This window comes from Streptomyces sp. NBC_01017 (assembly GCF_045162795.1).
Lineage (GTDB): Bacteria > Actinomycetota > Actinomycetes > Streptomycetales > Streptomycetaceae > Streptomyces > Streptomyces machairae.
In genome coordinates, this window is the sequence record NZ_CP108683.1 from 3,254,109 (window position 1) to 3,274,320 (window position 20,212).

Sequence of the window (20,212 nt, forward strand, 5' to 3'; positions counted from 1 at the left end):
GGGCGCCCTGGCTATCACAGGGCGCCCTCCGCCTTTGAGGCAAGGGCCGACAAAATCAGCCCGTCCGGCGTTTGAGGACGAGGCCGTTCAGGCCGACAGCGGGGGTCTGGGGGCGGCAGCCCCCAGGACGGGGCACACCGACGCCGGTACTACTCGCCCGAGCCGGCGGCAGCCTTCCGCTCGGCCTTCTCCTCCGCCTCCATCTCCGCGAACACGTCGATCGGCGCGGGCGCCTTCGCCAGGAAGACCCACGTCAGCCACACGGCCAGCAGGAACGGTGGAATCTTCAGGGCGATCAGGACCCAGCCGAACTGCGTGGTGTCCGCCCACCAGTACAGCGGGAAGAGGATCGCGCACTTGGCGAGCAGGATCAGGCCCCATGCCCAACTGGCCTTCGCGTACGCCTTCTTGCGCCCGGGATTGCGGGTGCGCCAGGAGAGGTTCTCCTTGAACACCGGCCCGAGGATCAGCCCGATCAACGGCACGCCGCACAGGGTCGTGATGATGTACGCGAGCGCCAGTCCCAGCGTGTAGAGCATGCCGGGCAGGTAGAAGTCCTTGGCGTTGCCGGTCATCATCGCGAACACGACACCGAAGGCGACGCCGAAGACGCCGCTGAACGCGTGCTTGATGGTGTCCCGCATCACCAGGCGCACCACCACCAGCACCAGGGACACCGCAAGCGCGGCGATGGCCGAGAGGTGCAGATCCTTGTTGATCGTGTAGATGGTGACGAAGAGCAGACCGGGCAGCACCGTCTCGATCATGCCGCGCATGCCGCCGAAGGCCTCGAACAGCGCAGCCTCGGTCACCGCCCGGGCATTCTGCTCGGCGTCTGCGGTGGTGTCGGTGGTGTCTTCAGTCGGCTTGTCGAGCGACGTCACCGGCTACTCCCGTCCGAGGGGTCTCAGTTCGTATTTCGGGTTGAACAGCACCCGGCGGCCCCGGCTCATGGAGACCCGGCCCGATGCGATCAGCCGGCGCCCCGGCTCTATCCCGACTATGGAGCGCCTGCCGAGCCACACCACGTCCAGGGCGGCGGAGCCGTCGAACAGCTCGGCCTCCAGGGCGGGGACTCCCGCACGCGGCCGCAGGGTGACCGTGCGCAACGTACCAGTAACCGTCACTATCTGTCGGTCACGGCAGTCACCGATCTTGGTACAGCCGGTCGTCTCGGCGTCCTCACGCAGCTCCTCGGACTCCAGGTCCTCCTGCGACGAGGAGAGCCGGTCGAGCATGCGCCGGAACCGGCCCACCGACTTTTCCGAACGAGGAACAGCACTCATGTCTTGAAGCCTACCGGGGTGCACCGACACTCTCGTACCCCCGGTACCGACGCACGAACCGGCCCCTCGGCGACCGCCCCGCGGCTCACTTCTCGAACCGGTACCCCATCCCGGGCTCCGTGATGAAGTGCCTGGGGTGCGACGGATCGCCCTCCAGCTTCCTGCGCAGCTGGGCCATGTACACCCGCAGGTAGTTCGTCTCCGTCCCGTACGACGGCCCCCACACCTCCTGGAGCAGCTGTTTCTGGCTGACGAGCCGCCCGGTGTTGCGGACGAGCACCTCCAGCAGATGCCACTCGGTGGGGGTGAGGCGTACGTCCTTCCCGCCCCGGTTGACCTTCTTCGCGGCCAGGTCGACGGTGAACGCCTCGGTCTCCACCGTGGTCACGTCGTCCTCGCCGGGCCCGACCGGCTCGGCGCGGCGGACGGCGGCGCGGAGCCGGGCGAGCAGCTCGTCCATGCCGAAGGGCTTGGTGACGTAGTCGTCGGCGCCCGCGTCCAGCGCCTCGACCTTCTCGTCGGAGGAGTGCCGGGCGGACAGCACCAGGATCGGCACCCGGGTCCAGCCGCGCAGCCCGCGGATCACCTCGACGCCGTCCATGTCGGGCAGACCGAGGTCGAGGACGACCACGTCGGGGTGGCGGGTGGCCGCGAGTTCGAGGGCGGTGGCCCCGTCGTGGGCCGCGTCGACCTCGTACTTGCGGGCCTTGAGGTTGATCACGAGGGCGCGCACGATCTGCGGCTCGTCGTCGATCACCAGTACCCTCGTGGGGGCCTGGGGGGTCCCCCCGGTCGGGCTCAGCATGTGGTCTGCCTTTCGGGTTCCACGGGGCGCTCCACTGGCACGCCCCCCTCTTCGTGAAGCGCCGCGCGCGATCCTGCCGCCCGCAGCGTGAGCACCATGGTGAGGCCGCCGCCCGGGGTGTCCTCGGCGTTGAGCGTGCCGCCCATCGCCTCGGCGAAGCCGCGGGCCACCGCGAGCCCGAGCCCCACTCCGGCCCCGCGCGGGGCGTCGCCGTAGCGCTGGAAGGGCGCGAAGATGCGTTCCTTCGCCTCGTCGGGCACGCCGGGACCGCGGTCGACCACGCGGACCTCGACCCGTTCGGCGATGGCGCTGGCGGCGACGAGAACCCGGCCGCCGTCCGGGCTGTACTTGACGGCGTTCTCGACCAGGTTGGCCACCGACCGCTCCAGCAGCCCGGGGTCCACGGCGACCATGGGCAGCGTCTCCGGAATGTCCAGCTCCACGCTGTCCTCCGGCACCCCGCCGAGCGCCATCGGCACCACTTCGTCGAGGTCGATCTCGCGGATGAGCGGCGTCACCGTGCCGGTCTGCAGCCGGGACATGTCCAGGAGGTTCCCCACGAGGTGGTCGAGCCGGTCGGCGCCCTCCTCGATGCCCTCCAGCAGCTCGGCCTCGTCCTCCTCGGACCACGCCACGTCGTCGGACCGCAGCGACGAGACCGCCGCCTTGATGCCCGCGAGCGGCGTACGCAGGTCGTGGCTGACGGCGGCGAGCAGTGCCGTGCGGATCCGGTTGCCCTCGGCCAGCTCCTTGGCCTGGTCGGCCTCCTCCTGGAGCCTGCGGCGGTCCAGGACGACCGCGGCCTGTGCGGCGAAGGCGGCGAGCACCCGTCGGTCCTCGGCGGGCAGCACCCGGCCGGTCAGCGCGAGTGCCATGTGGTCGCCGACCGGCACGTCGACGTCCGCGTCCTCGGGCCGCTGCAGTGCCCGTTCCAGGCCCACCCGGCCCGCGCACGTCCACGGGTCGACGTCGCTCGCGCGCTCCAGCAGGGCCGCGGACTCCATGCCGAAGGTCTCGCGGACCCGCTCCAGCAGGTCCTCCAGGCCGGTCTCGCCGCGCAGCACGTTGCCCGCGAGGAAGGAGAGGATCTCCGACTCGGCGCGCAGACGTGCCGCCTGGTGCGTGCGCCGGGCGGCGAGGTCGACCACGGAGGCGACCGACACCGCCACGAAGACGAAGATCACGAGCGCGAGCAGGTTCTTCGGATTGGCGATGGTCAGTGTGTGGGCGGGCGGCGTGAAGAACCAGTTCAGCAGCAGTGAGCCGACCGCCGCCGACGCGAGTGCCGGGAGGAGCCCGCCGAGCAGGGCGGCGCCCACCGTCAGGGTCAGGAACAGCAGCATGTCGTTGGCGAGACCGAGGTCGGCGTCGACATGGGTCAGCAGCAGCGTGAGCAGCACGGGACCGACGACGCCGGTGAACCAGCCCCAGATGATCCGCGCCCGGCCGAGGCGCGCCCCACGGGCGACGGGAAGTCCACGCCCCTTGGCGACCTCCTCGTGCGTCACGATGTGCACGTCGAGGTCGGGGCCCGACTCCCGGGCCACCGTCACGCCCACACCCGGTCCGAACACGTACTGCCAGCTCTTGCGGCGTGAGGAGCCGAGGACGATCTGGGTGGCGTTCACACCGCGCGCGAAGGCCAGCAGGGCCGCCGGGATGTCGTCCCCGACGACGTGGTGGAAGGTACCGCCGAGGTCCTCGACGAGGGTGCGCTGTACGGCCAGCTCCTTGGGTGAGGCGGAGGTCAGGCCGTCGCTGCGGGCGATGTAGACGGCGAGCACCTCGCCGCCGGCGCCCTTCTCCGCCAGCCGGGCGGCCCGGCGGATCAGCGTCCGCCCTTCCGGGCCGCCGGTCAGGCCCACGACGATCCGTTCCCGCGAACCCCAGATCTTCGACACCCGGTGATCGCTGCGGTACTGCTTCAGATACTCGTCGACCCGGTCGGCCACCCAGAGCAGCGCCAGTTCGCGCAGTGCGGTCAGGTTGCCGGGGCGGAAGTAGTTGGACAGGGCCGCGTCGACCTTGTCCGGCCGGTAGATGTTGCCGTGCGCCATCCGTCGCCGCAGCGCCTGTGGCGACATGTCGACCAGTTCGATCTGGTCGGCCCTGCGCACCACCTCGTCCGGCACTGTCTCCTGCTGGCGTACGCCGGTGATCGACTCGACGACGTCACCCAGCGACTCCAGGTGCTGGATGTTGACGGTCGATATCACGTCGATGCCGGCGGCGAGCAGCTCCTCCACGTCCTGCCAGCGCTTGGCGTTGCGCGACCCCGGGATGTTGGTGTGGGCGAGTTCGTCGACGAGCGCGACCTGCGGATGCCGGGCCAGGACGGCGTCGACGTCCATCTCCGTGAAGGCGCTCTCCCGGTACGTCAGGTCCTTGCGCCGTATCTGCTCCAGCCCGTGCAGCATCACCTCGGTGCGCGGCCGGCCGTGGTGCTCCACGAACGCGACCACGCAGTCGGTGCCCCGCTCCACCCGCCGGTGCGCCTCGGACAGCATGGCGTACGTCTTGCCGACGCCCGGTGCCGCACCGAGATGGATCCGAAGCCTGCCGCGTCCCATGTTCCTCATTGTGTTCCGGCCACTGCTGCCTGCGCAGCGTCGACCTTACGGCCAATATTCGCGACAAATGGGTCCGGGTGCGGCGGCGGGAGCGTCTTTGACGCAACTCTGACGCTCCCGCCAGGTACGTCGTGGGGACTCAGCTGGGGTTGTCGGCGTGCGTGAGGGTCTCCCAGGCCACGAAGAGGTTGTTGCTGCCGGACGGGCGGTTGCGGGTGTTCAGCGTCTCGGTGTTGGTCATGGCATGGCCGAGACGGTTGGCCAGGGCGTTGTGCCCGACCTCGGTGACCGGGCCGAGCCCGAGCTTCAGCGAGCCGCGGCACAGCCAGCTGGGCACGCCTTCACCGAGCTCGTACTTGGCCTGGAACCCGAGCGCGTGCCGCAGCCGCTCGCCGACGTCGGTGCCGTACAGGTCCTGCCCCTGGATCCGGCTGGTCTCCGCGACGTGCGAGATCGCGGAGATGCCGTAGCCGGTGTGCGTGAAGTCGCGGCAGGTCTCCTGAGTGAGGCCGGTGACGAAGGTGGACTGCCCCTGCCAGTAGTTGACGATCTTCTCGCGCGTGTTGAGGTTCTGGCTCGGCACGGTCTTCGGCAGATCGCCGTCCGAGGACAGGTACACATACGCGGCGGTTCGGGTGCGGAACTTCCCCATGGCCTTGTCGTACGACGCCTTGTCCTCCAGGAAGACGGAGATGCCGACGGCGGCCTCCATCATCGACAGCTCCCAGTTGCCGTTGGAGTTGGAGCCGTTGATGATCTCGGGCAGGTACACATTGCGGAGCATGGTGGCGAACCGGCCGGAGTTCGCCCAGTTCCCGGTGTACGTGTGCTTGATGATCTCGGCGGCCTTGGGCCAGGACGAGCCGGCCCAGCCCGTCTGCAGGGGCGCGTTGCTGTTGGTGTGGTCCCTGATGGTGGCCGACCAGGCGTCCATCAGCTCGATGGCCTTCTTCGCGTGCCGCTCGTCGCGGGTGATGTACCAGGCGAGGGCCTGGGTGTAGGCGGCTATCGCGTCCTCGCGCTCGTCGGTGCAGCCGTAGTTGGGGTTCGAGTACGAACCGCACTCGACGACCGCGCGGGGCTTGGGGGTGCGGTTCAGATCGGCGTACTTGCTCGCCATCATCCGGTCGAAGGCGCCCTTCCAGGGCTGGGCGCCGGCGTTGACCTTGGAGCGGGTGAAGTCCAACTGCCCCTTGGAGACGGTGACTCCGGGGTGCGCGAAGGTGGTGGGAGCGGCGTCGGCGGGCCAGGCGAGAACACCGGCGACGAGGGCGGCCGCGGCCGCGAGGAGTGCGGTTCTGCGCATGCGTGGGGGGCCTTCCGTTCTCGTATGTGAACGTAAAGCGCCTTTATGAACGGCGCGTTGGGCCGAGACGGTAGGTACAGACCAATGCACCGTCAAGAGTTCACGCACGAGAAAGGGCCGCACCCCTGAGGGGTACGGCCCTGATGTCTCTGTGAGTCTCAGCGAACCTCGGTGATCTCCGGTCCGCGCTGGAGCTGGCCCATGCCGCCGGAGAAGCGCGAACCGGCCTCCTCCTGCTGCACGCCCTCGGGGACCATCTGGGCGTCGGTCGGCAGTTGCAGGACGATCGGGTCACGGGGGGCCATCGGGCCTTCGCCGCGCACCACGACCGTGTCCCGGAAGATCTGCTCGAGCAGACCGGCCGCCTGCGGCTGCACGGCTCCCTGACCCGAGATCACACCGCGCAGGAACCAGCGGGGTCCGTCCACACCGACGAACCGCACGACCTGGAAACCGCCCGTGCCGTCCGGCAGCTGAACCGGTACCTGGGCCCGCAGCTCCCAGCCGAGCGGCCCCTCGACCTCGTCGATGATGCCACCCTGCTGAGTGATGCCCGAGCCGATCTCCTCGCGCACCTCGCCCCAGATGCCCTCGCGCTTGGGTGCGGCGAAGCCCTGCAACTGAATGGCGCTGTCGCGCAGCACGACGGTGGCCGCGACGATCGCGTCACCCGCGACCTCCACGCGCAGTTCCATGCCGTCGACGCCCGGCACCAACAGGCCGCCCAGGTCCACCCGGCCCTCGCCGGGCTCACGGACCTCGGAGCTGTCCCAGGGCCCGTCGGGCCGCGGTTCCGGCTCCAGCCGTACGCGCTCGCGCGTACCGTCGTCGTCCGCCTCAGTGTCGATGTCGACGACCTGCTCGGGCTCGCCCGCCGCGTCCTCGGCGGCACCCTTCTTGTTGCGACGTCCGAACACGTCACTGTCCTTCCCGGTCGGATACGACCGAAGCGTATCGATTCCCACCCGTAGCGCCGCCATCGGCGGCCTGACCGCTTGTATCGCTTGTTTCGCCCACCGCGGCATGCCCGCCGGTGGACCCGAAGCCCCCCTCGGCCCGTGCCGAATCGGGAAGCTCCGCGACCTCCTGGAAGCGAACCCTCTCGACCTGCTGGACAACCAGTTGGGCAATCCGGTCGAAGCGCTCGAACCGCACGGGCTCGTGCGGGTCGAGATTCACCACGATCACCTTGATCTCCCCACGGTACCCGGCATCAACCGTCCCCGGGGCATTCACCAGGGCGACACCGCAGCGGGCGGCGAGACCGGAACGCGGGTGCACGAAGGCCGCGTACCCCTCCGGGAGGGCGACAGACACCCCGGTGGGCAGTACGGCCCGTTCCCCCGGCTTGAGTTCACGGCTCTCGGTGGTGCGCAGATCGGCTCCCGCGTCACCGGGAAGCGCGTACGTCGGAAGCGGTACGTCCGGGTCGACCCGGCGGATCAGCACGTTGAGGGGTTCACGGCTCACGGGTTCACCTCGAAGGCACGGGCACGCCGGACCTGGTCCGGGTCGTTCATGGCGGCCCGGATCTCCTCCGGGCGGCCGTTGTCGATGAAGTGGTCGACCTTCACCTCGATGAAGAGGGCGTCGGCGCGGACGGCGACGGGCCCGTCGGGGCCGCCGATCCGGCCGGTGGCGGTGGAGTAGATCTTGCGGCCCGCCACCGCCGTCACCTCGGCCTCCAGGTACAGGACCGTGCCCACCGGAACCGGCCGTACGAAGTCGGTCTCCAGCCGTCCGGTCACGGCGATCGTCCGCAGCAGCCAGTTCAGCGAGCCGAGGGTCTCGTCGAGGGCGGTCGCGAGGACACCGCCGTGCGCCAGTCCGGGTGCGCCCTGATGGGCGGGCTGCACGGTGAACTCGGCCGTGATGCTGACGCCGTCACCCGCCCGTGCCGCCAGGTGCAGCCCGTGGGGCTGCTCGCCGCCGCAGCCGAAACACTCGCCGTAGTGCGCACCGAGCAGCTCACCGGGCGCGGGAGCCTCGGCATGCCGCACCGGTTTCACGGCGTCGGCCGGAGGCTTAAGAGACGGGGAAATGCCATTCACAGCCGCAGACCTTACCCGCGCGTCGGCTGTATCCGGACACCGTGCCAAGCTTGGCTCCATGCAGCTCTCCGCCGCCCCGTACGAAGAACGCCTCACCGCGCCCCGCTCCTGGTGGCTGGTCTCGTGCCTGGTCGGGCTCTCCCTGGCCCTGATCCTGCTGCCGTTCGGCACGCTGCCCATGCTCGTGGGCCTGGCCGGCGGCACCGCCGCGGCGGCCGTCATGGCCAGCTCGTACGGCTCGGTCCGCATCCGCGTGGTGGGCGACGCGCTGATCGCCGGTGAAGCGAAGGTTCCGGTGCGGGCGCTGGGCGAGGCACACGTGCTGGACCCCGAGGAGGCCCGTGCCTGGCGCACCCACAAGGCCGACACCCGGGCCTTCCTGCTGCTGCGCGCCTACATCCCCACGGCCCTTCGCGTCGAGGTCACCGACCCCGAGGACCCGACGCCGTACCTCTACCTGTCGACCCGTGAGCCGGAGCGGCTGGCGGAGGCGATCAAGGCTGCGAAGGTCTCGGCCTAGCACACCAGAACGGGCCGTCACCGGCCCTGGTCAAGGCTTGTCCTGGCCGTCGTAAAAGTTTGGCCGCGGCATTCCGAACGGCCTCTCTCGGGCGTCCCGCCTGCCGGTTCTCAGCCGCCTCCGAGTTCCTTGCCCCGGGCTTCACGCAGGATGTCGCCCATCTCGAGCGGGTGCGCCGGGCGCTCCAGGGACGGCAGTTCCGGCAGCTCGTCCCACGGGACCTGGACCTTGCGAAGGTCGGCCCGAATGCGGGCCGCGAGTTTCTTGGTGTCCCGGCGGTTCATGACCGCGCCGACGGCGGCGCCCACCATGAAGGGCATCAGGTTCGGCAGGTTCCGCACCATGCGCTTCATGATCTGCTGACGCAGCTCGCGCTTCATCTGCCCGCCGAGAGCGGCGTTGATCGTCGCAGGCTTCATCGGGTCGATGCCGCGCTCCTCGGACCACGAGGACAGATACGCGGTGCTGCGGTCCTTGAGATTGCCGGGCGGGCGTACGCCGTACACCTCGTGCAGCTCGGCGATCATCTTCAGCTCGATCGCGGCCACGCCGGTGATCTCGGCGGCCAGTTCCGTCGGCATAGCGGGCGGCACCGGCAGCATCGCCGCCGCGCCCACTCCCGCGCCGACCGTGGAGCTCGCGTTGGCGGCGCCCGCCACGAGTTTGTCCGCGAGTTGCTCGGGCCCGAGGCCCGGGAAGTGCCGGCGCAGGGTCGCGAGGTCCCGTACGGGGATCCTCGGGGCGTTCTCGATGATCCGGTCGGCGAGGTACGCCAGGCCCGCCCTGGCGCGGCTGCCGCCCTTACGGACCCCTTCCCTGGCCCTTTCCCGGAGTGCCGCGACCCGCCGCTTCGCGACGGACGCGGGAACCTCCACCGATGCCGGGAGGTCAGGCCCGGACATCGGTTCGAGCGAGGCTCCCTTACCGGATGAGCCCCGCTCGCCTTCACGCGCGCCGTACGAGCCGTCGGACGGCTCCTGGTCCGCTCCCCGCGCGGGGAAGCGGCGCTTCCAAGGAGGGGTCGAGCCAGTCATGCCCGACCCGACCTCAGTCGCAGTCGCGGCAGATCGGCTGGCCGTTCTTCTCCCGGGCCAGCTGGCTGCGGTGGTGAACCAGGAAGCAGCTCATGCAGGTGAACTCGTCCTGCTGCTTGGGCAGCACCCGGACGGCCAGCTCCTCATTCGAGAGGTCTGCGCCGGGCAGCTCCAGGCCTTCGGCAGCCTCGAACTCGTCGACGTCCACTGCGGACGTCGACTTGTCGTTCCGCCTGGCCTTCAGCTCTTCAAGGCTGTCCGAGTCGACGTCGTCGTCGGTCTTGCGTGGGGTGTCGTAATCCGTTGCCATGTCGCTCTCCCCCTCTGGGTGTCTGCGGTGTCTCCAGCGCACGTAACGCGTGAGAGGCCGGACTTGTGCCCGACCCGAGGCGGAGATTTTGCCTCACATCAAGGTCTGTTACTCAATCGACACCCAACCGAACTCCTCAAGAGTGATCGGCTTGGATGGCGAACGGGACCGTACACGGTCCCAATGCCGCAGTTCAAAGGCGTCTCACCGTGTACTTCCCGTGATCAGGACCCCCGAAAACCCGGATTTTCCCGGCTTTCCGACAAGGCACATGATCACGGAGAGTAGATGGCCGGAAAACCGCCCTTGTGATCGATCACACACGGAACAGCCGACCGGGTGCCCAGAAAATTCCGCGCAAAGCGAACATCCCCGAATACCCGCCGGGTGTCGGCGCACATGCTCTCAGACCGGAAGGGTCACTCGCATCACGAGACCTCCGCCCTCGCGTGGTTGCGCCGAGATGTGGCCACCGTGCGCCCGCGCCACGGACCGCACGATGGACAGTCCCAGGCCCACTCCCTTGTCGCTGCCCGTGCGCTCCGTACGCAGCCGCCGGAACGGCTCGAAGAGGTTGTCGATCTCGTACGCCGGCACCACGGGCCCGGTGTTCGAGACGACCAGGACCGCCTGCCCGTGCTGGACCTCGGTGGTGACCTCGACCCAGCCGCCCTCCGGGATGTTGTACCGGACGGCGTTCTGCACCAGGTTCAGGGCGATCCGCTCCAGCAGCACGCCGTTGCCCTGGACGACGGCGGGCTTCTGCTCGCCGCGGATCTCCACGCCCTTGGCCTGCGCCTCCGCGTGCACCTGGTCGACGGCCTGCTCGGCCACCTCCGCGAGGTCCACCGGTTTGCGCTCGACGATCTGGTTGTCGCTGCGGGCGAGCAGCAGCAGGCCCTCGACGAGCTGCTCGCTGCGCTCGTTGGTGGCCAGCAGCGTCTTGCCGAGCTGCTGGAGCTCGACCGGCGCGCCCGGGTCCGACAGGTGCACCTCGAGGAGCGTGCGGTTGATCGCGAGCGGGGTGCGCAGCTCGTGCGAGGCGTTGCCGACGAAGCGCTGCTGGGCGGTGAAGGCCCGCTGCAACCGCTCCAGCATCTCGTCGAAGGTGTCGGCCAGCTCCTTCAGCTCGTCGTCCGGGCCGTCCAGCTCGATACGACGGGACAGGTCCGAGCCCGCCACCGCGCGCGCGGTCCGGGTGATCCGGCCCAGCGGCGACAGGACACGGCCGGCCATGGCGTAGCCGAAGGCGAAGGCGATGATCGCGAGGCCGAGGAGGGCCAGCAGGGAGCGGCTGAGGAGGTTGTCCAGGGCGATGTGACGCTGTTGGTCGATGCAGTCGCTGATCGCGGCGTTGAACTCGTCGAGCCGCAGGCCATTGGCGTTGTTGACCGCGGGGCAGTCGGCGCTCGCGACCCTGATCTCGTTACTGGCGCTCACGATCTTGAACGGCGGCTGGTTGCCCGTGCTGATGGCCTGCGCGGCCAGCAGATAGATGATCGACAGCAGCAGGATGCCGGCGATCAGGAACATGCCGCCGTACAGCAACGTGAGCCGTATCCGGATGGTGGGGCGCAGCCACGGGAAGACGTTCTCCGCCCTGCGGGGGGCCCAGGTGGGTTTCGGGGGCGCCTGGGGAGGCGCGGGTGTCGTGGCCATGGGGTATCAGATCCGGTAGCCGGAACCGGGGACGGTGACGATTACCGGCGGCTCTCCCAGCTTGCGGCGCAGCGTCATGACGGTCACCCGGACCACGTTGGTGAACGGGTCGGTGTTCTCGTCCCAGGCCTTCTCCAGCAGCTGCTCGGCCGAGACGACCGCGCCCTCGCTGCGCATCAGCACCTCCAGGACGGCGAACTCCTTCGGCGCCAGCTGCACCTCCTTGCCGTCGCGGAAGACCTCGCGGCGATTGGGGTCGAGCTTTATGCCGGCGCGCTCCAGGACGGGCGGCAGCGGCACGCTCGTACGGCGGCCGAGGGCACGCACGCGTGCCGTCAGCTCGCTGAACGCGAAGGGCTTCGGCAGATAGTCGTCGGCGCCGATCTCCAGCCCCTCGACACGGTCGCTGACGTCGCCCGACGCCGTGAGCATCAGCACGCGTGTGGGCATGCCGAGTTCGACGATCCTGCGGCAGACGTCGTCGCCGTGCACGAGGGGGAGGTCGCGGTCGAGGACGACCACGTCGTAGTCGTTGACGCCGATGCGCTCCAGGGCCGCCGCACCGTCGTACACGACGTCGACGGCCATGGCCTCCCGGCGCAGTCCGGTGGCCACCGCATCGGCGAGCAGTTGCTCGTCCTCGACGACGAGTACGCGCACGTCGCTTGTCCTTCCTGTGTCCACCCGCGTAGCGCGTGTCATCGCGCGCGGGCAGGGGTCTTCGTCGGGTGTCTTGGCCTCCATCCTGCCCTTTTCGGCCATAAGTCGGCGGTAAGACGGGTGAGTGGGCCATGAAGGACGGGTGTGAAGCCCGGGAATGCGAGATTTTCTCTTCCGCTTGAGGTTTCCGCGGAAGAAAGCGGGGGGAGGACGGCTTTACACCCCGCGATCACGCTCTGCTTGTACCGCACCACCATGCGGTACGAGGCGATCCGCTTCCCGCAGAGTGGATGTGGGTGTCCGGCACCGTCGCCGCCCGGCTGGGCAGCGCTGGGCATCCACCGGAGACGTGATCGTCCCTTCCGATCGGCACACCCCCGTGCCACCGACCCACCGACCCAGGACGAGGGGGCGCAGCATGGACGCATTCACCGCAGGACTTCTGCAGCGCATAAGGGCGACCGAGTCCGACCTTACGCGGGCTCTCGACGAGGGCGACGACTTCCTCGTCGAGGTGGAGCAGGGCGAGCTCGACGACCTGCGCCGCCTCGCCGCTGAGCATGGCGTGGAAGTCGGCGCGACGAGCGTCTGACCGGCTTGTGAACACCACAGGGCCCCCGGCGAATCCAGCGCCGGGGGCCCTGCTCGTTCTGCTGGTGCCGTGCCGTCAGTCGTGCCAGGCGCCCAAGTCCTCCAGGAGTTGCTGGAGGGGCTCGAAGACCCCCGGTGTCGCTGCGACCGCCAGGTCACGTGAGGGGCGCTCTCCCGGGCGCCCACCCGTCAGCGCGCCGGCCTCACGGGCGATCAGGTCCCCGGCCGCGAGGTCCCAGGCGTTGAGGCCCCGCTCGTAGTAGCCGTCGAGTCGGCCGGCGGCGAGGTCGCACAGGTCGATTGCCGCCGAGCCACCGCGGCGGATGTCGCGCAGGAGGGGGATCAGCCGCTGGGCGACGTCGGCCTGGTGGGTGCGCACCTCGGTGACGTAGTTGAAGCCCGTCGAGACCAGGGACTGGGCGAGAGGGGCCGTGGCGCGACAGGTGAGCCTGCGCTCACCGTCCCAGGCGCCCGTGGCCCACGCGCCGCCGCCGCGGACCGCGTGGTACGTCTCGCCCCGCATCGGGGCCGCCACGACGCCGGCGACCGTCTCTCCGTCCTGCTCGGCGGCGATGGAGACGGACCAAGTCGGCAGTCCGTAGAGGTAGTTGACGGTGCCGTCCAAGGGGTCGATCACCCAGCGGACGCCGCTCGTGCCCTCGGTGGAGGCGCCCTCCTCGCCGAGGAAGCCGTCGTCCGGGCGCTGCTCGGAGATCAGGCCCGTGATCAGCTTCTCGGCCGCGATGTCCATCTCGGTGACCACGTCGATCGGGCTCGACTTGGTCGCCGCGACGGCGAGGTCGGCCGGGCGGCCGTCGCGCAGCAGCTCTCCCGCGCGGCGGGCGGCCTCCTGAGCGAGGGTGAGCAGTTCCGTGTGCAGGGCGTCGGTCACGGGGCTCCTCATGCGTAGGGGCTGTCGGCGCCCGCCGCGGCGGGCCTGGGTGCGCGGGACGGGCAACAGCCCACCGGGCAGAGGTTGTGGCTCGCGCCGAGGCCGCCGAGAGCGCAGGGCGTGACGTCCTCCGCGCGCTCCACGGCGGCGCGCTCCAGGACGAGGTCGCGGATCGCGGCGGCGAACCGCGGATCGTCGCCGACGGTGGCCGAGCGGCGCATCGGCAGGCCCAGCTCCTCGGCCTTGGCCTTGGCCTCCGTGTCGAGGTCGTAGAGGACCTCCATGTGGTCGGAGACGAAGCCGATGGGGGCGATCACGACGGCCGGGACACCGGCAGCGTGCCGCTCCTCGAGGTGGTCGCAGATGTCGGGCTCCAGCCACGGGATGTGCGGGGCGCCGGAGCGGGACTGGTAGACGAGCCGCCAGGGGTGGTCGACACCGGTGCGCTCGCGTACGGCGTCGACGATCAGCTGCGCGACGTCCAGGTGCTGCTCGACGTACGCCCCGCCCTCGCCGTGGTCCTCGACGGGGCCGGAGCTGTCGGCGGCCGCGGTCGGGATCGAGTGGGTGGAGAACGCGATGTGGGCGCCGTCCCGGACGTCCTCGGGGAGGTCGGCCAGGGAGTCGAGCACGCCGTCGATCATCGGCTCCAGGAAGCCGGGGTGGTTGAAGTAGTGCCGCAGCTTGTCGATCTTCGGCAGCTCCAGGCCCTCGGCCGCAAGGGCCGCGAGCGAGTCCGCGAGGTTCTCGCGGTACTGCCGGCAGCCCGAGTAGGACGCGTAGGCGCTGGTGGCGAGGACGAGGATGCGGCGGCGGCCGTCGGCGACCATCTCGCGCAGCGTGTCCGTCAGGTACGGCGCCCAGTTGCGGTTGCCCCAGTGAATCGGCAGATCCAGACCGTGCTCGGCGAAGTCCTTGCGCAGGGCGTCCAGCAGGGCGCGGTTCTGGCCGTTGATGGGGCTGACGCCGCCGAACTGGAAGTAGTGCTCGCCGACTTCCTTGAGGCGTTCGGTGGGGATGCCCCGCCCGCGGGTGACGTTCTCCAGGAACGGGATCACGTCGTCCGGGCCCTCGGGGCCGCCGAACGAGAGCAGGAGCAAGGCGTCGTAGGGGGTGGCATCGCGCGCGTCTGGCATGGATCGATCCTGTCATCCGGTACTGACAGCCTGGAAACGGCGGGGTGACCACCCGGGTTCCCCGTGCGTCCGGACGGGTGCGTTAGGGTCACCTAACTCGTAAGCTGTATCGGCCATCCACACGCCTTACGGGGCGCCTTCACGCCCTGCTGTGCGCCCGCACGCCTGCCTGCACCACCCCGAGCCACCGCAGCCCCGCTGCTCCTGCCTGACGGAGACCCCCGTGCCGAGCCCCTACCGCGCCCTGTTCGCCGCCCCCGGCTCCAAGGGCTTCTCCGCCGCGGGGTTCCTCGGCCGGATGCCGCTGTCGATGATGGGCATCGGCGTCGTGACCATGGTGTCCCAGCTGACCGGGCGGTACGGCCTCGCCGGCGCGCTGTCGGCCACCATCGCGCTCGCCGCCGCGGTCGCGGGTCCGCAGGTCTCGCGACTGGTCGACCAGTACGGGCAGCGGCGGGTGCTGCGTCCCGCGACACTGATCGCGCTCCTGGCGGCCGCACTGCTGCTGTTCGCCGCGCACTACGAGTGGCCGGACTGGGTGCTGTTCGTGGCGTGCGCCGGCATCGGCTGCGTGCCGAGCATCGGGGCGATGACCCGTGCCCGCTGGGCCGCCCTGTACCGCGGCACGCCTCAGCTGCACACCGCGTACTCCTTCGAGTCCGTGATCGACGAGGTCTGCTTCATCTTCGGGCCGATCATCTCCATCGGCCTGTCCACGGCGTGGTTCCCGGAGGCCGGGCCGCTGCTCGCGGGCTGCTTCCTGGCGGTCGGCGTCTTCTGGCTGACCGCACAGCGGGCCACCGAGCCCGCACCGCACCCGCGCGAGCACAACGACGACGGCTCGGCTCTGCGCTCGCTCGGGCTGCAGGTTCTGGTGGCCACGTTCGTGGCGACCGGAGCGATCTTCGGTGCCGTCGACGTGGTCACCGTGGCCTTCGCCGAGGAGCAGGGCCACAAGGGCGCCGCGAGCATCGTGCTCGCCCTGTACGCGGCCGGCTCCTGCGCCGCGGGCGCCGTGTTCGGGCTGCTGCGCTTCAAGGGGGCGCCCGAACGTCGTTGGCTGCTGGGCATATGCGCGATGGCCGTGAGTATGATCCCCCTCCTACTGGTCGGAAACTTGCCGTTTCTGGCCGTGGCGCTGTTCGTCTCGGGCATGGCCGTCGCTCCCACGATGATCACGACCATGTCCCTGATCGAAGAGCACGTACCACGCGCGCAACTGACCGAGGGCATGACCTGGGTGAGCACCGGGCTCGCGGTCGGGGTCGCGCTCGGCTCCTCCGCGGCCGGCTGGGTGATCGACGCCGCCGGTGCGGGCGCCGGGTACGGGGTTCCGGCGGTGTCCGGGGCCGTCGCGGTCGTGGTCGGTTTTCTGGGGTACCGCCGGCTCAGCAAGCCGGCTCCGCGTCGGGGAGGCACCGTTGAGCAGCACAGCGAGCGGCAGGAACGGCACGTGGCGTAACTGGGGCGGCACGGTCGCCGCCCGCCCCGCGCGGGAGGTCACTCCCGCCTCCGTCGAGGAGTTGGCGGCGGCGATACGCCGGGCCGGCGAGGACGGCCTGAAGGTGAAGGCGGTCGGCAGCGGGCACTCCTTCACGTCGATCGCCGCCACCGACGGCGTGCTGATCCGCCCTCAGCTGCTCACCGGCATCCGCGACATCGACCGGGAGGCCATGACAGTCACGGTCGAGGCCGGCACCCCGCTCAAGAGGCTCAACGCGGCCCTCGCGCGCGAGGGGCTCTCGCTCACCAACATGGGCGACATCATGGAGCAGACCGTCTCCGGCGCCATCAGCACCGGCACCCATGGCACGGGCCGCGAGTCGGGCTCGATCGCGGCCCAGATCAAGGCCCTGGAACTGGTCACGGCCGACGGTTCGGTGCTCACCTGTTCCGAGAAGGAGAACCCCGAGGTCTTCGCGGCCGCCCGGACAGGCCTTGGCGCGCTGGGCGTCGTCACCGCGATCACCTTCGCCGTGGAGCCCGTCTTCCTGCTTTCCGCGCGCGAGGAGCCGATGCCGCTCGACAAGGTCCTGGCGGACTTCGACGAACTGTGGGCCGAGAACGAACACTTCGAGTTCTACTGGTTCCCCCACACCGGCAGCACCAACACCAAGCGCAACAACCGCAGTGCGGGCCCCGAGAAGCCGGTGTCCCAGCTCCGGGGCCTGTTCGAGGACGAGTTCCTCTCCAACGGCGTGTTCCAGGTCGCCCAGTGGGTCGGCCGCGCGGCGCCCGCCACCATCCCGACGATCGCCCGGGTCTCCAGCAAGGCGCTGTCCGCGCGGACCTACACCGACATCCCGTACAAGGTCTTCACATCGCCGCGCCGGGTGCGCTTCGTGGAGATGGAGTACGCCGTCCCGCGCGAGGCCGTCGTCGAGACGCTGCTCGAACTGAAGGCGATGATCGACCGCTCCGGCCTCAGGGTCAGCTTCCCGGTCGAGGTGCGCACGGCGCCGGCCGACGACATCACGCTGTCCACCGCCTCGGGCCGTGACAGTGCGTACATCGCCGTCCATATGGTCAAGGGGACCCCGTACCAGCGGTACTTCACCGCCGCCGAGCACATCTTCACCGCGCACGAGGGGCGTCCGCACTGGGGCAAGGTGCACACGCGGGACGCCGAGTACTTCGCTCAGGTATACCCGCGCTTCGGTGAGTTCACGGCCCTGCGGGACCGACTGGACCCCGACCGCCGGTTCCAGAACGACTACTTGCGGCGGGTATTGGGGGCGTAGCACCCGACCGGCTCGACCCGTTCGGTCAACGGACTTCGCTGCTGGGCGGCGTACGGCCGAAAGCAATAGTTCCGTTTCCGACGTTTGCGTGAAGTACGCCACGTTCAAGATCCGTGAATCGCCCAACGGGCGGCCGAGTCGCACTTCTTGCCAGAAGTTGGGCGGCGTGCCAATCCACGCACGTGGCCCAAATGGAGTACTGTTGCGAGCCCTGGGTCCGGTCTCCCGCCTGGGCGTCCGTGGCCTTCAAGGACCGCCGGGAGGGGGCTAGTTGCACAGGGTGACGGAGTTGGTCACTTAGCGTTGCGAATAGGTAACCGTGCCATAACGGCGATCCAGGGCACGTGCCCGACACGCCGGGCAACTCGGCAAGGTTGTGGCAGGCTGCACCCGGGCAGGCCACACTCGACTAGCGGAAGCAGCGACGCACGTGACGTCGGCAGGCACCACCCGGGAGGTCCCCATGCCCGAACTGCGTGTCGTGGCCGTCTCCAATGACGGCACACGGCTGGTGCTGAAGGCTGCCGACTCTACGGAGTACACGCTTCCGATCGACGAACGCCTGCGCGCCGCCGTGCGCGGCGACCGTCCCCGTCTCGGCCAGATCGAGATCGAGGTCGAAAGCCATCTCCGCCCCCGCGACATCCAGGCGCGTATACGCGCTGGTGCCACCGCGGAAGAGGTCGCCCAGCTCGCGGGCATCCCCGTCGACCGCGTACGGCGCTTCGAGGGCCCCGTGCTCGCCGAGCGTGCCTTCATGGCCGAACGGGCCCGCAAGACTCCCGTCCGCCGGCCCGGCGAGAACGCCGCCGGTCCGCAGCTCGGCGAGGCCGTCCAGGAGCGGCTGCTGCTGCGCGGCGCCGACAAGGACACTGTGCAGTGGGACTCGTGGCGCCGCGACGACGGCACCTGGGAAGTACTGCTGGTCTACCTGGTGGCGGGCGAACCGCACTCGGCGAGCTGGACGTACGACCCGCCCCGGCGGCTCGTCCAGGCCGTCGACGAGGAGGCGCGCTCGCTGATCGGCGAGTCCGAGGACCTCGCCGCGCCGGAGCCGAGCTTCCCGTTCGTGCCGCGTATCGCCCGGCTTCCGCGCGAGCGGTCGATGGACCGTGCCCTCGAACGCACAGAGCGCCCGAGCCTGCCCGCTCAGGCCTCCGAGCCGGTCGAGGAGACCACGGAGGAACGGGACTCGCTCACCAGCCTGCTGGAGGCGGTGCCCAGCTTCCGCGGCGACATGGTGGTGCCGGAGCGCCCGCCGGAGCCCGAGGTGGAGGAACCCCCCGCCGAGCCGGACGCGGAGGAACCTCCCGCCCCTGCCGCCTCGGCCGGGTCCGCCTACGCGGACGTCCTGATGCCCCGCTCCGTCGGCAGCCACCGCGACCGCCTCATCGGCGCCACGGACCGCCAGGCCGAAGCGGACGGCGTCCGCCCGGGTCGCCGCGCCGCGGTACCGAGCTGGGACGAGATCGTGTTCGGGACGCGGAGGAAGAAGCAGGAGTAACAGGAGTAGCAAGACTGGTCGGTCGTACGGCTGCGAGTGTGGTCGCACGAGGACGAGCACGAGGGCCGCGCTGGTTGCAGCGCGGCCCTCGTGCTGTGCGGGGTGAGACTGGGCGGGGCGGGGACAGTCGTGCCGCTGGGGTGGTTCCGGTCCAGTCCTCGCCCCCCCCGCTCGGCACGCCCTACTGCGGATCCGCCCCCACGGCCACCGGCCGCGACGGGTCCGACGACCACTCCGACCACGAACCGACGTACAGCGCCGCCGGAATGCCGGCGACCTCCAGTGCCAGTACCTGGTGCGCGGCGGAGACGCCCGAGCCGCAGTACACGCCGACCGCCGTGCCCTCGGACGCGCCCAGGGCCTTGAAGCGTGCCGCGAGTTGCCCGGCGGGGAGGAAGCGGCCGTCCGCGGCCACGTTCTCGTTCGTGGGGGCGGACAGGGCGCCCGGGATGTGGCCGCCGACCGGGTCGATCGGCTCGACCTCGCCGCGGTACCGCTCCCCTGCCCGCGCGTCCAGCAGCACCCCGGACCGGGCGAGCGCCGCGGCGGAGTCGGCGTCGAGCAGTTCCGTCGCCCCCGGTACCGGCTCGAAGTCGCCCTCCGCCGGGGTCGGCACGGACGTCTCCAGCGGTCCCTCCCAGGTGGGCAACCCGCCGTCGAGGACCCGCACATCGGGGTGACCCGTCCAGCGCAGCAGCCACCACGCCCGGGCGGCCGCCCAGCCCTGCCCGCCGTCGTACACGATCACCGGCGTCCCCGACGTCACGCCCGCATGACGCATCGCCGTACCGAATTCGGCCAAGTCCGGCAGCGGATGACGCCCTCGCGAACCGGGCGCGGAGGCCAGTTCCCGGTCCAGATCGACGTAGACCGCGCCCGGGATGTGCCCGGCCTCGTACTCGGCGCGGCCGTCGAACGGAGGCTCACCGGACGCCTTGGCCAGGGACAACTGCCAGCGGACGTCAAGCAGTACCGGGGGGTTGTCGCCCGTCAGTTCGCCGGCGAGTTCTGATGCGGAGATGATGGCGTTCATGGCCACCATCCTTGCGCACGGGGTGGCCCCATCGTCGCGGTCCGGTTACTCTGCCCGCCGGACAGGCCCGATCACGAGGCGTACGGGATCAGGCACATGCTGTACAGCCGATCG

20 protein-coding genes are annotated in these 20,212 nt (G+C 70.2%); 5 read left to right on the plus strand and 15 right to left on the minus strand.

What is annotated here, in order from left to right:
* Positions 1–149: 149 nt before the first annotated feature.
* The 8 genes from OG331_RS14890 to OG331_RS14925 form a co-directional block, all read right to left on the minus strand.
* Positions 150–884 (minus strand): DUF3159 domain-containing protein, encoded by a 735-nt coding sequence (locus tag OG331_RS14890; RefSeq protein WP_406196134.1) that lies wholly within the window; start codon positions 882–884, stop codon positions 150–152.
* Between the two features lie 3 nt (positions 885–887).
* A complete protein-coding gene (locus OG331_RS14895; protein ID WP_328878645.1) occupies positions 888–1,286 on the minus strand; it encodes an OB-fold nucleic acid binding domain-containing protein in 399 nt (132 codons plus the stop codon).
* An 85-nt stretch (positions 1,287–1,371) separates the two neighbouring features.
* Complete coding sequence (locus OG331_RS14900) at positions 1,372–2,091, minus strand: response regulator (RefSeq protein WP_363031818.1); 720 nt, start codon at positions 2,089–2,091, stop codon at positions 1,372–1,374.
* Entirely contained in the window at positions 2,085–4,661 is a 2,577-nt protein-coding gene (locus OG331_RS14905; RefSeq protein ID WP_406196137.1) for a DUF4118 domain-containing protein, read from the minus strand. The genes OG331_RS14900 and OG331_RS14905 overlap by 7 nt, the downstream gene beginning before the upstream one ends.
* Before the next feature lie 139 nt (positions 4,662–4,800).
* Positions 4,801–5,967, minus strand: coding sequence for an alginate lyase family protein (locus OG331_RS14910; RefSeq protein WP_406196140.1), 1,167 nt, complete (start codon positions 5,965–5,967; stop codon positions 4,801–4,803).
* Positions 5,968–6,125: 158 nt separating this feature from the next.
* Entirely contained in the window at positions 6,126–6,884 is a 759-nt protein-coding gene (locus tag OG331_RS14915; RefSeq protein ID WP_406196143.1) for a DUF3710 domain-containing protein, read from the minus strand.
* A gap of 1 nt (position 6,885) precedes the next feature.
* A complete protein-coding gene (gene dut, locus OG331_RS14920) occupies positions 6,886–7,437 on the minus strand; it encodes a dUTP diphosphatase (protein ID WP_328422480.1) in 552 nt (183 codons plus the stop codon).
* The gene (locus OG331_RS14925; RefSeq protein WP_406196146.1) at positions 7,434–7,967 is read right to left on the minus strand and encodes a PaaI family thioesterase; all 534 of its coding nucleotides are present in this window, start codon (positions 7,965–7,967) and stop codon (positions 7,434–7,436) included. Before OG331_RS14925 ends, dut begins: the two co-directional genes overlap by 4 nt.
* Positions 7,968–8,076: 109 nt before the next feature.
* Here OG331_RS14925 and OG331_RS14930 point away from each other — a divergent pair, with 109 nt between their 5' ends.
* Positions 8,077–8,538 carry a DUF3093 domain-containing protein gene (locus OG331_RS14930; RefSeq protein WP_328422484.1) on the plus strand — a complete coding sequence of 154 codons (462 nt, stop codon included), beginning with the start codon at positions 8,077–8,079 and terminating at the stop codon, positions 8,536–8,538.
* 110 nt (positions 8,539–8,648) lie between these two features.
* Here the strand turns inward: OG331_RS14930 and OG331_RS14935 are convergent, their stop codons facing one another.
* From OG331_RS14935 to OG331_RS14950, 4 genes are all read right to left on the minus strand, one after another.
* Complete coding sequence (locus OG331_RS14935; protein WP_406196148.1) at positions 8,649–9,572, minus strand: hypothetical protein; 924 nt, start codon at positions 9,570–9,572, stop codon at positions 8,649–8,651.
* 13 nt (positions 9,573–9,585) lie between these two features.
* Entirely contained in the window at positions 9,586–9,882 is a 297-nt protein-coding gene (locus OG331_RS14940; RefSeq protein WP_005481602.1) for a DUF4193 domain-containing protein, read from the minus strand.
* A 405-nt stretch (positions 9,883–10,287) separates the two neighbouring features.
* Positions 10,288–11,541, minus strand: a complete 1,254-nt coding sequence (locus OG331_RS14945) for a sensor histidine kinase (protein ID WP_406196151.1) — start codon at positions 11,539–11,541, stop codon at positions 10,288–10,290.
* A gap of 6 nt (positions 11,542–11,547) precedes the next feature.
* Complete coding sequence (locus OG331_RS14950; RefSeq protein WP_009191109.1) at positions 11,548–12,201, minus strand: response regulator transcription factor; 654 nt, start codon at positions 12,199–12,201, stop codon at positions 11,548–11,550.
* A gap of 418 nt (positions 12,202–12,619) precedes the next feature.
* Between OG331_RS14950 and OG331_RS14955 the strand changes: the two genes are divergently transcribed.
* The gene (locus tag OG331_RS14955) at positions 12,620–12,793 is read left to right on the plus strand and encodes a hypothetical protein (protein ID WP_328878653.1); all 174 of its coding nucleotides are present in this window, start codon (positions 12,620–12,622) and stop codon (positions 12,791–12,793) included.
* Between the two features lie 75 nt (positions 12,794–12,868).
* Here OG331_RS14955 and OG331_RS14960 read toward each other — a convergent pair whose 3' ends face one another.
* Positions 12,869–13,684: an inositol monophosphatase family protein gene (locus tag OG331_RS14960; RefSeq protein WP_406196155.1), complete on the minus strand. Its 816-nt coding sequence runs from the start codon at positions 13,682–13,684 to the stop codon at positions 12,869–12,871.
* A gap of 8 nt (positions 13,685–13,692) precedes the next feature.
* Positions 13,693–14,820, minus strand: coding sequence for a ferrochelatase (locus OG331_RS14965; RefSeq protein ID WP_406196157.1), 1,128 nt, complete (start codon positions 14,818–14,820; stop codon positions 13,693–13,695).
* Between the two features lie 223 nt (positions 14,821–15,043).
* On the opposite strand from OG331_RS14965, the gene OG331_RS14970 reads away from it, so the two are divergent.
* From OG331_RS14970 to sepH, 3 genes are all read left to right on the plus strand, one after another.
* Positions 15,044–16,282 carry an MFS transporter gene (locus tag OG331_RS14970; RefSeq protein ID WP_406196160.1) on the plus strand — a complete coding sequence of 413 codons (1,239 nt, stop codon included), beginning with the start codon at positions 15,044–15,046 and terminating at the stop codon, positions 16,280–16,282.
* Positions 16,242–17,561, plus strand: coding sequence for a D-arabinono-1,4-lactone oxidase (locus OG331_RS14975; RefSeq protein WP_406196163.1), 1,320 nt, complete (start codon positions 16,242–16,244; stop codon positions 17,559–17,561). The genes OG331_RS14970 and OG331_RS14975 overlap by 41 nt, the downstream gene beginning before the upstream one ends.
* Before the next feature lie 463 nt (positions 17,562–18,024).
* Positions 18,025–19,065 carry a septation protein SepH gene (gene sepH / locus OG331_RS14980; protein ID WP_406196166.1) on the plus strand — a complete coding sequence of 347 codons (1,041 nt, stop codon included), beginning with the start codon at positions 18,025–18,027 and terminating at the stop codon, positions 19,063–19,065.
* A 181-nt stretch (positions 19,066–19,246) separates the two neighbouring features.
* Here sepH and OG331_RS14985 read toward each other — a convergent pair whose 3' ends face one another.
* Positions 19,247–20,098: a sulfurtransferase gene (locus OG331_RS14985; protein WP_406196169.1), complete on the minus strand. Its 852-nt coding sequence runs from the start codon at positions 20,096–20,098 to the stop codon at positions 19,247–19,249.
* Positions 20,099–20,212 lie beyond the last annotated feature (114 nt).

What these genes read in the sequence shown, in the direction of transcription:
- OG331_RS14895 (WP_328878645.1), bottom strand. Translation starts at nt 1,286, where the DNA reads ATGAGTGCTGTTCCTCGTTCGGAAAAGTCGGTGGGCCGGTTCCGGCGC.
- OG331_RS14900 (WP_363031818.1), bottom strand. Translation starts at nt 2,091, where the DNA reads ATGCTGAGCCCGACCGGGGGGACCCCCCAGGCCCCCACGAGGGTACTG.
- OG331_RS14905 (WP_406196137.1), bottom strand. Translation starts at nt 4,661, where the DNA reads ATGGGACGCGGCAGGCTTCGGATCCATCTCGGTGCGGCACCGGGCGTC.
- OG331_RS14910 (WP_406196140.1), bottom strand. Translation starts at nt 5,967, where the DNA reads ATGCGCAGAACCGCACTCCTCGCGGCCGCGGCCGCCCTCGTCGCCGGT.
- OG331_RS14930 (WP_328422484.1), top strand. Translation starts at nt 8,077, where the DNA reads ATGCAGCTCTCCGCCGCCCCGTACGAAGAACGCCTCACCGCGCCCCGC.
- OG331_RS14935 (WP_406196148.1), bottom strand. Translation starts at nt 9,572, where the DNA reads ATGACTGGCTCGACCCCTCCTTGGAAGCGCCGCTTCCCCGCGCGGGGA.
- OG331_RS14940 (WP_005481602.1), bottom strand. Translation starts at nt 9,882, where the DNA reads ATGGCAACGGATTACGACACCCCACGCAAGACCGACGACGACGTCGAC.
- OG331_RS14945 (WP_406196151.1), bottom strand. Translation starts at nt 11,541, where the DNA reads ATGGCCACGACACCCGCGCCTCCCCAGGCGCCCCCGAAACCCACCTGG.
- OG331_RS14955 (WP_328878653.1), top strand. Translation starts at nt 12,620, where the DNA reads ATGGACGCATTCACCGCAGGACTTCTGCAGCGCATAAGGGCGACCGAG.
- OG331_RS14965 (WP_406196157.1), bottom strand. Translation starts at nt 14,820, where the DNA reads ATGCCAGACGCGCGCGATGCCACCCCCTACGACGCCTTGCTCCTGCTC.
- sepH (WP_406196166.1), top strand. Translation starts at nt 18,025, where the DNA reads ATGCCCGAACTGCGTGTCGTGGCCGTCTCCAATGACGGCACACGGCTG.
- OG331_RS14985 (WP_406196169.1), bottom strand. Translation starts at nt 20,098, where the DNA reads ATGAACGCCATCATCTCCGCATCAGAACTCGCCGGCGAACTGACGGGC.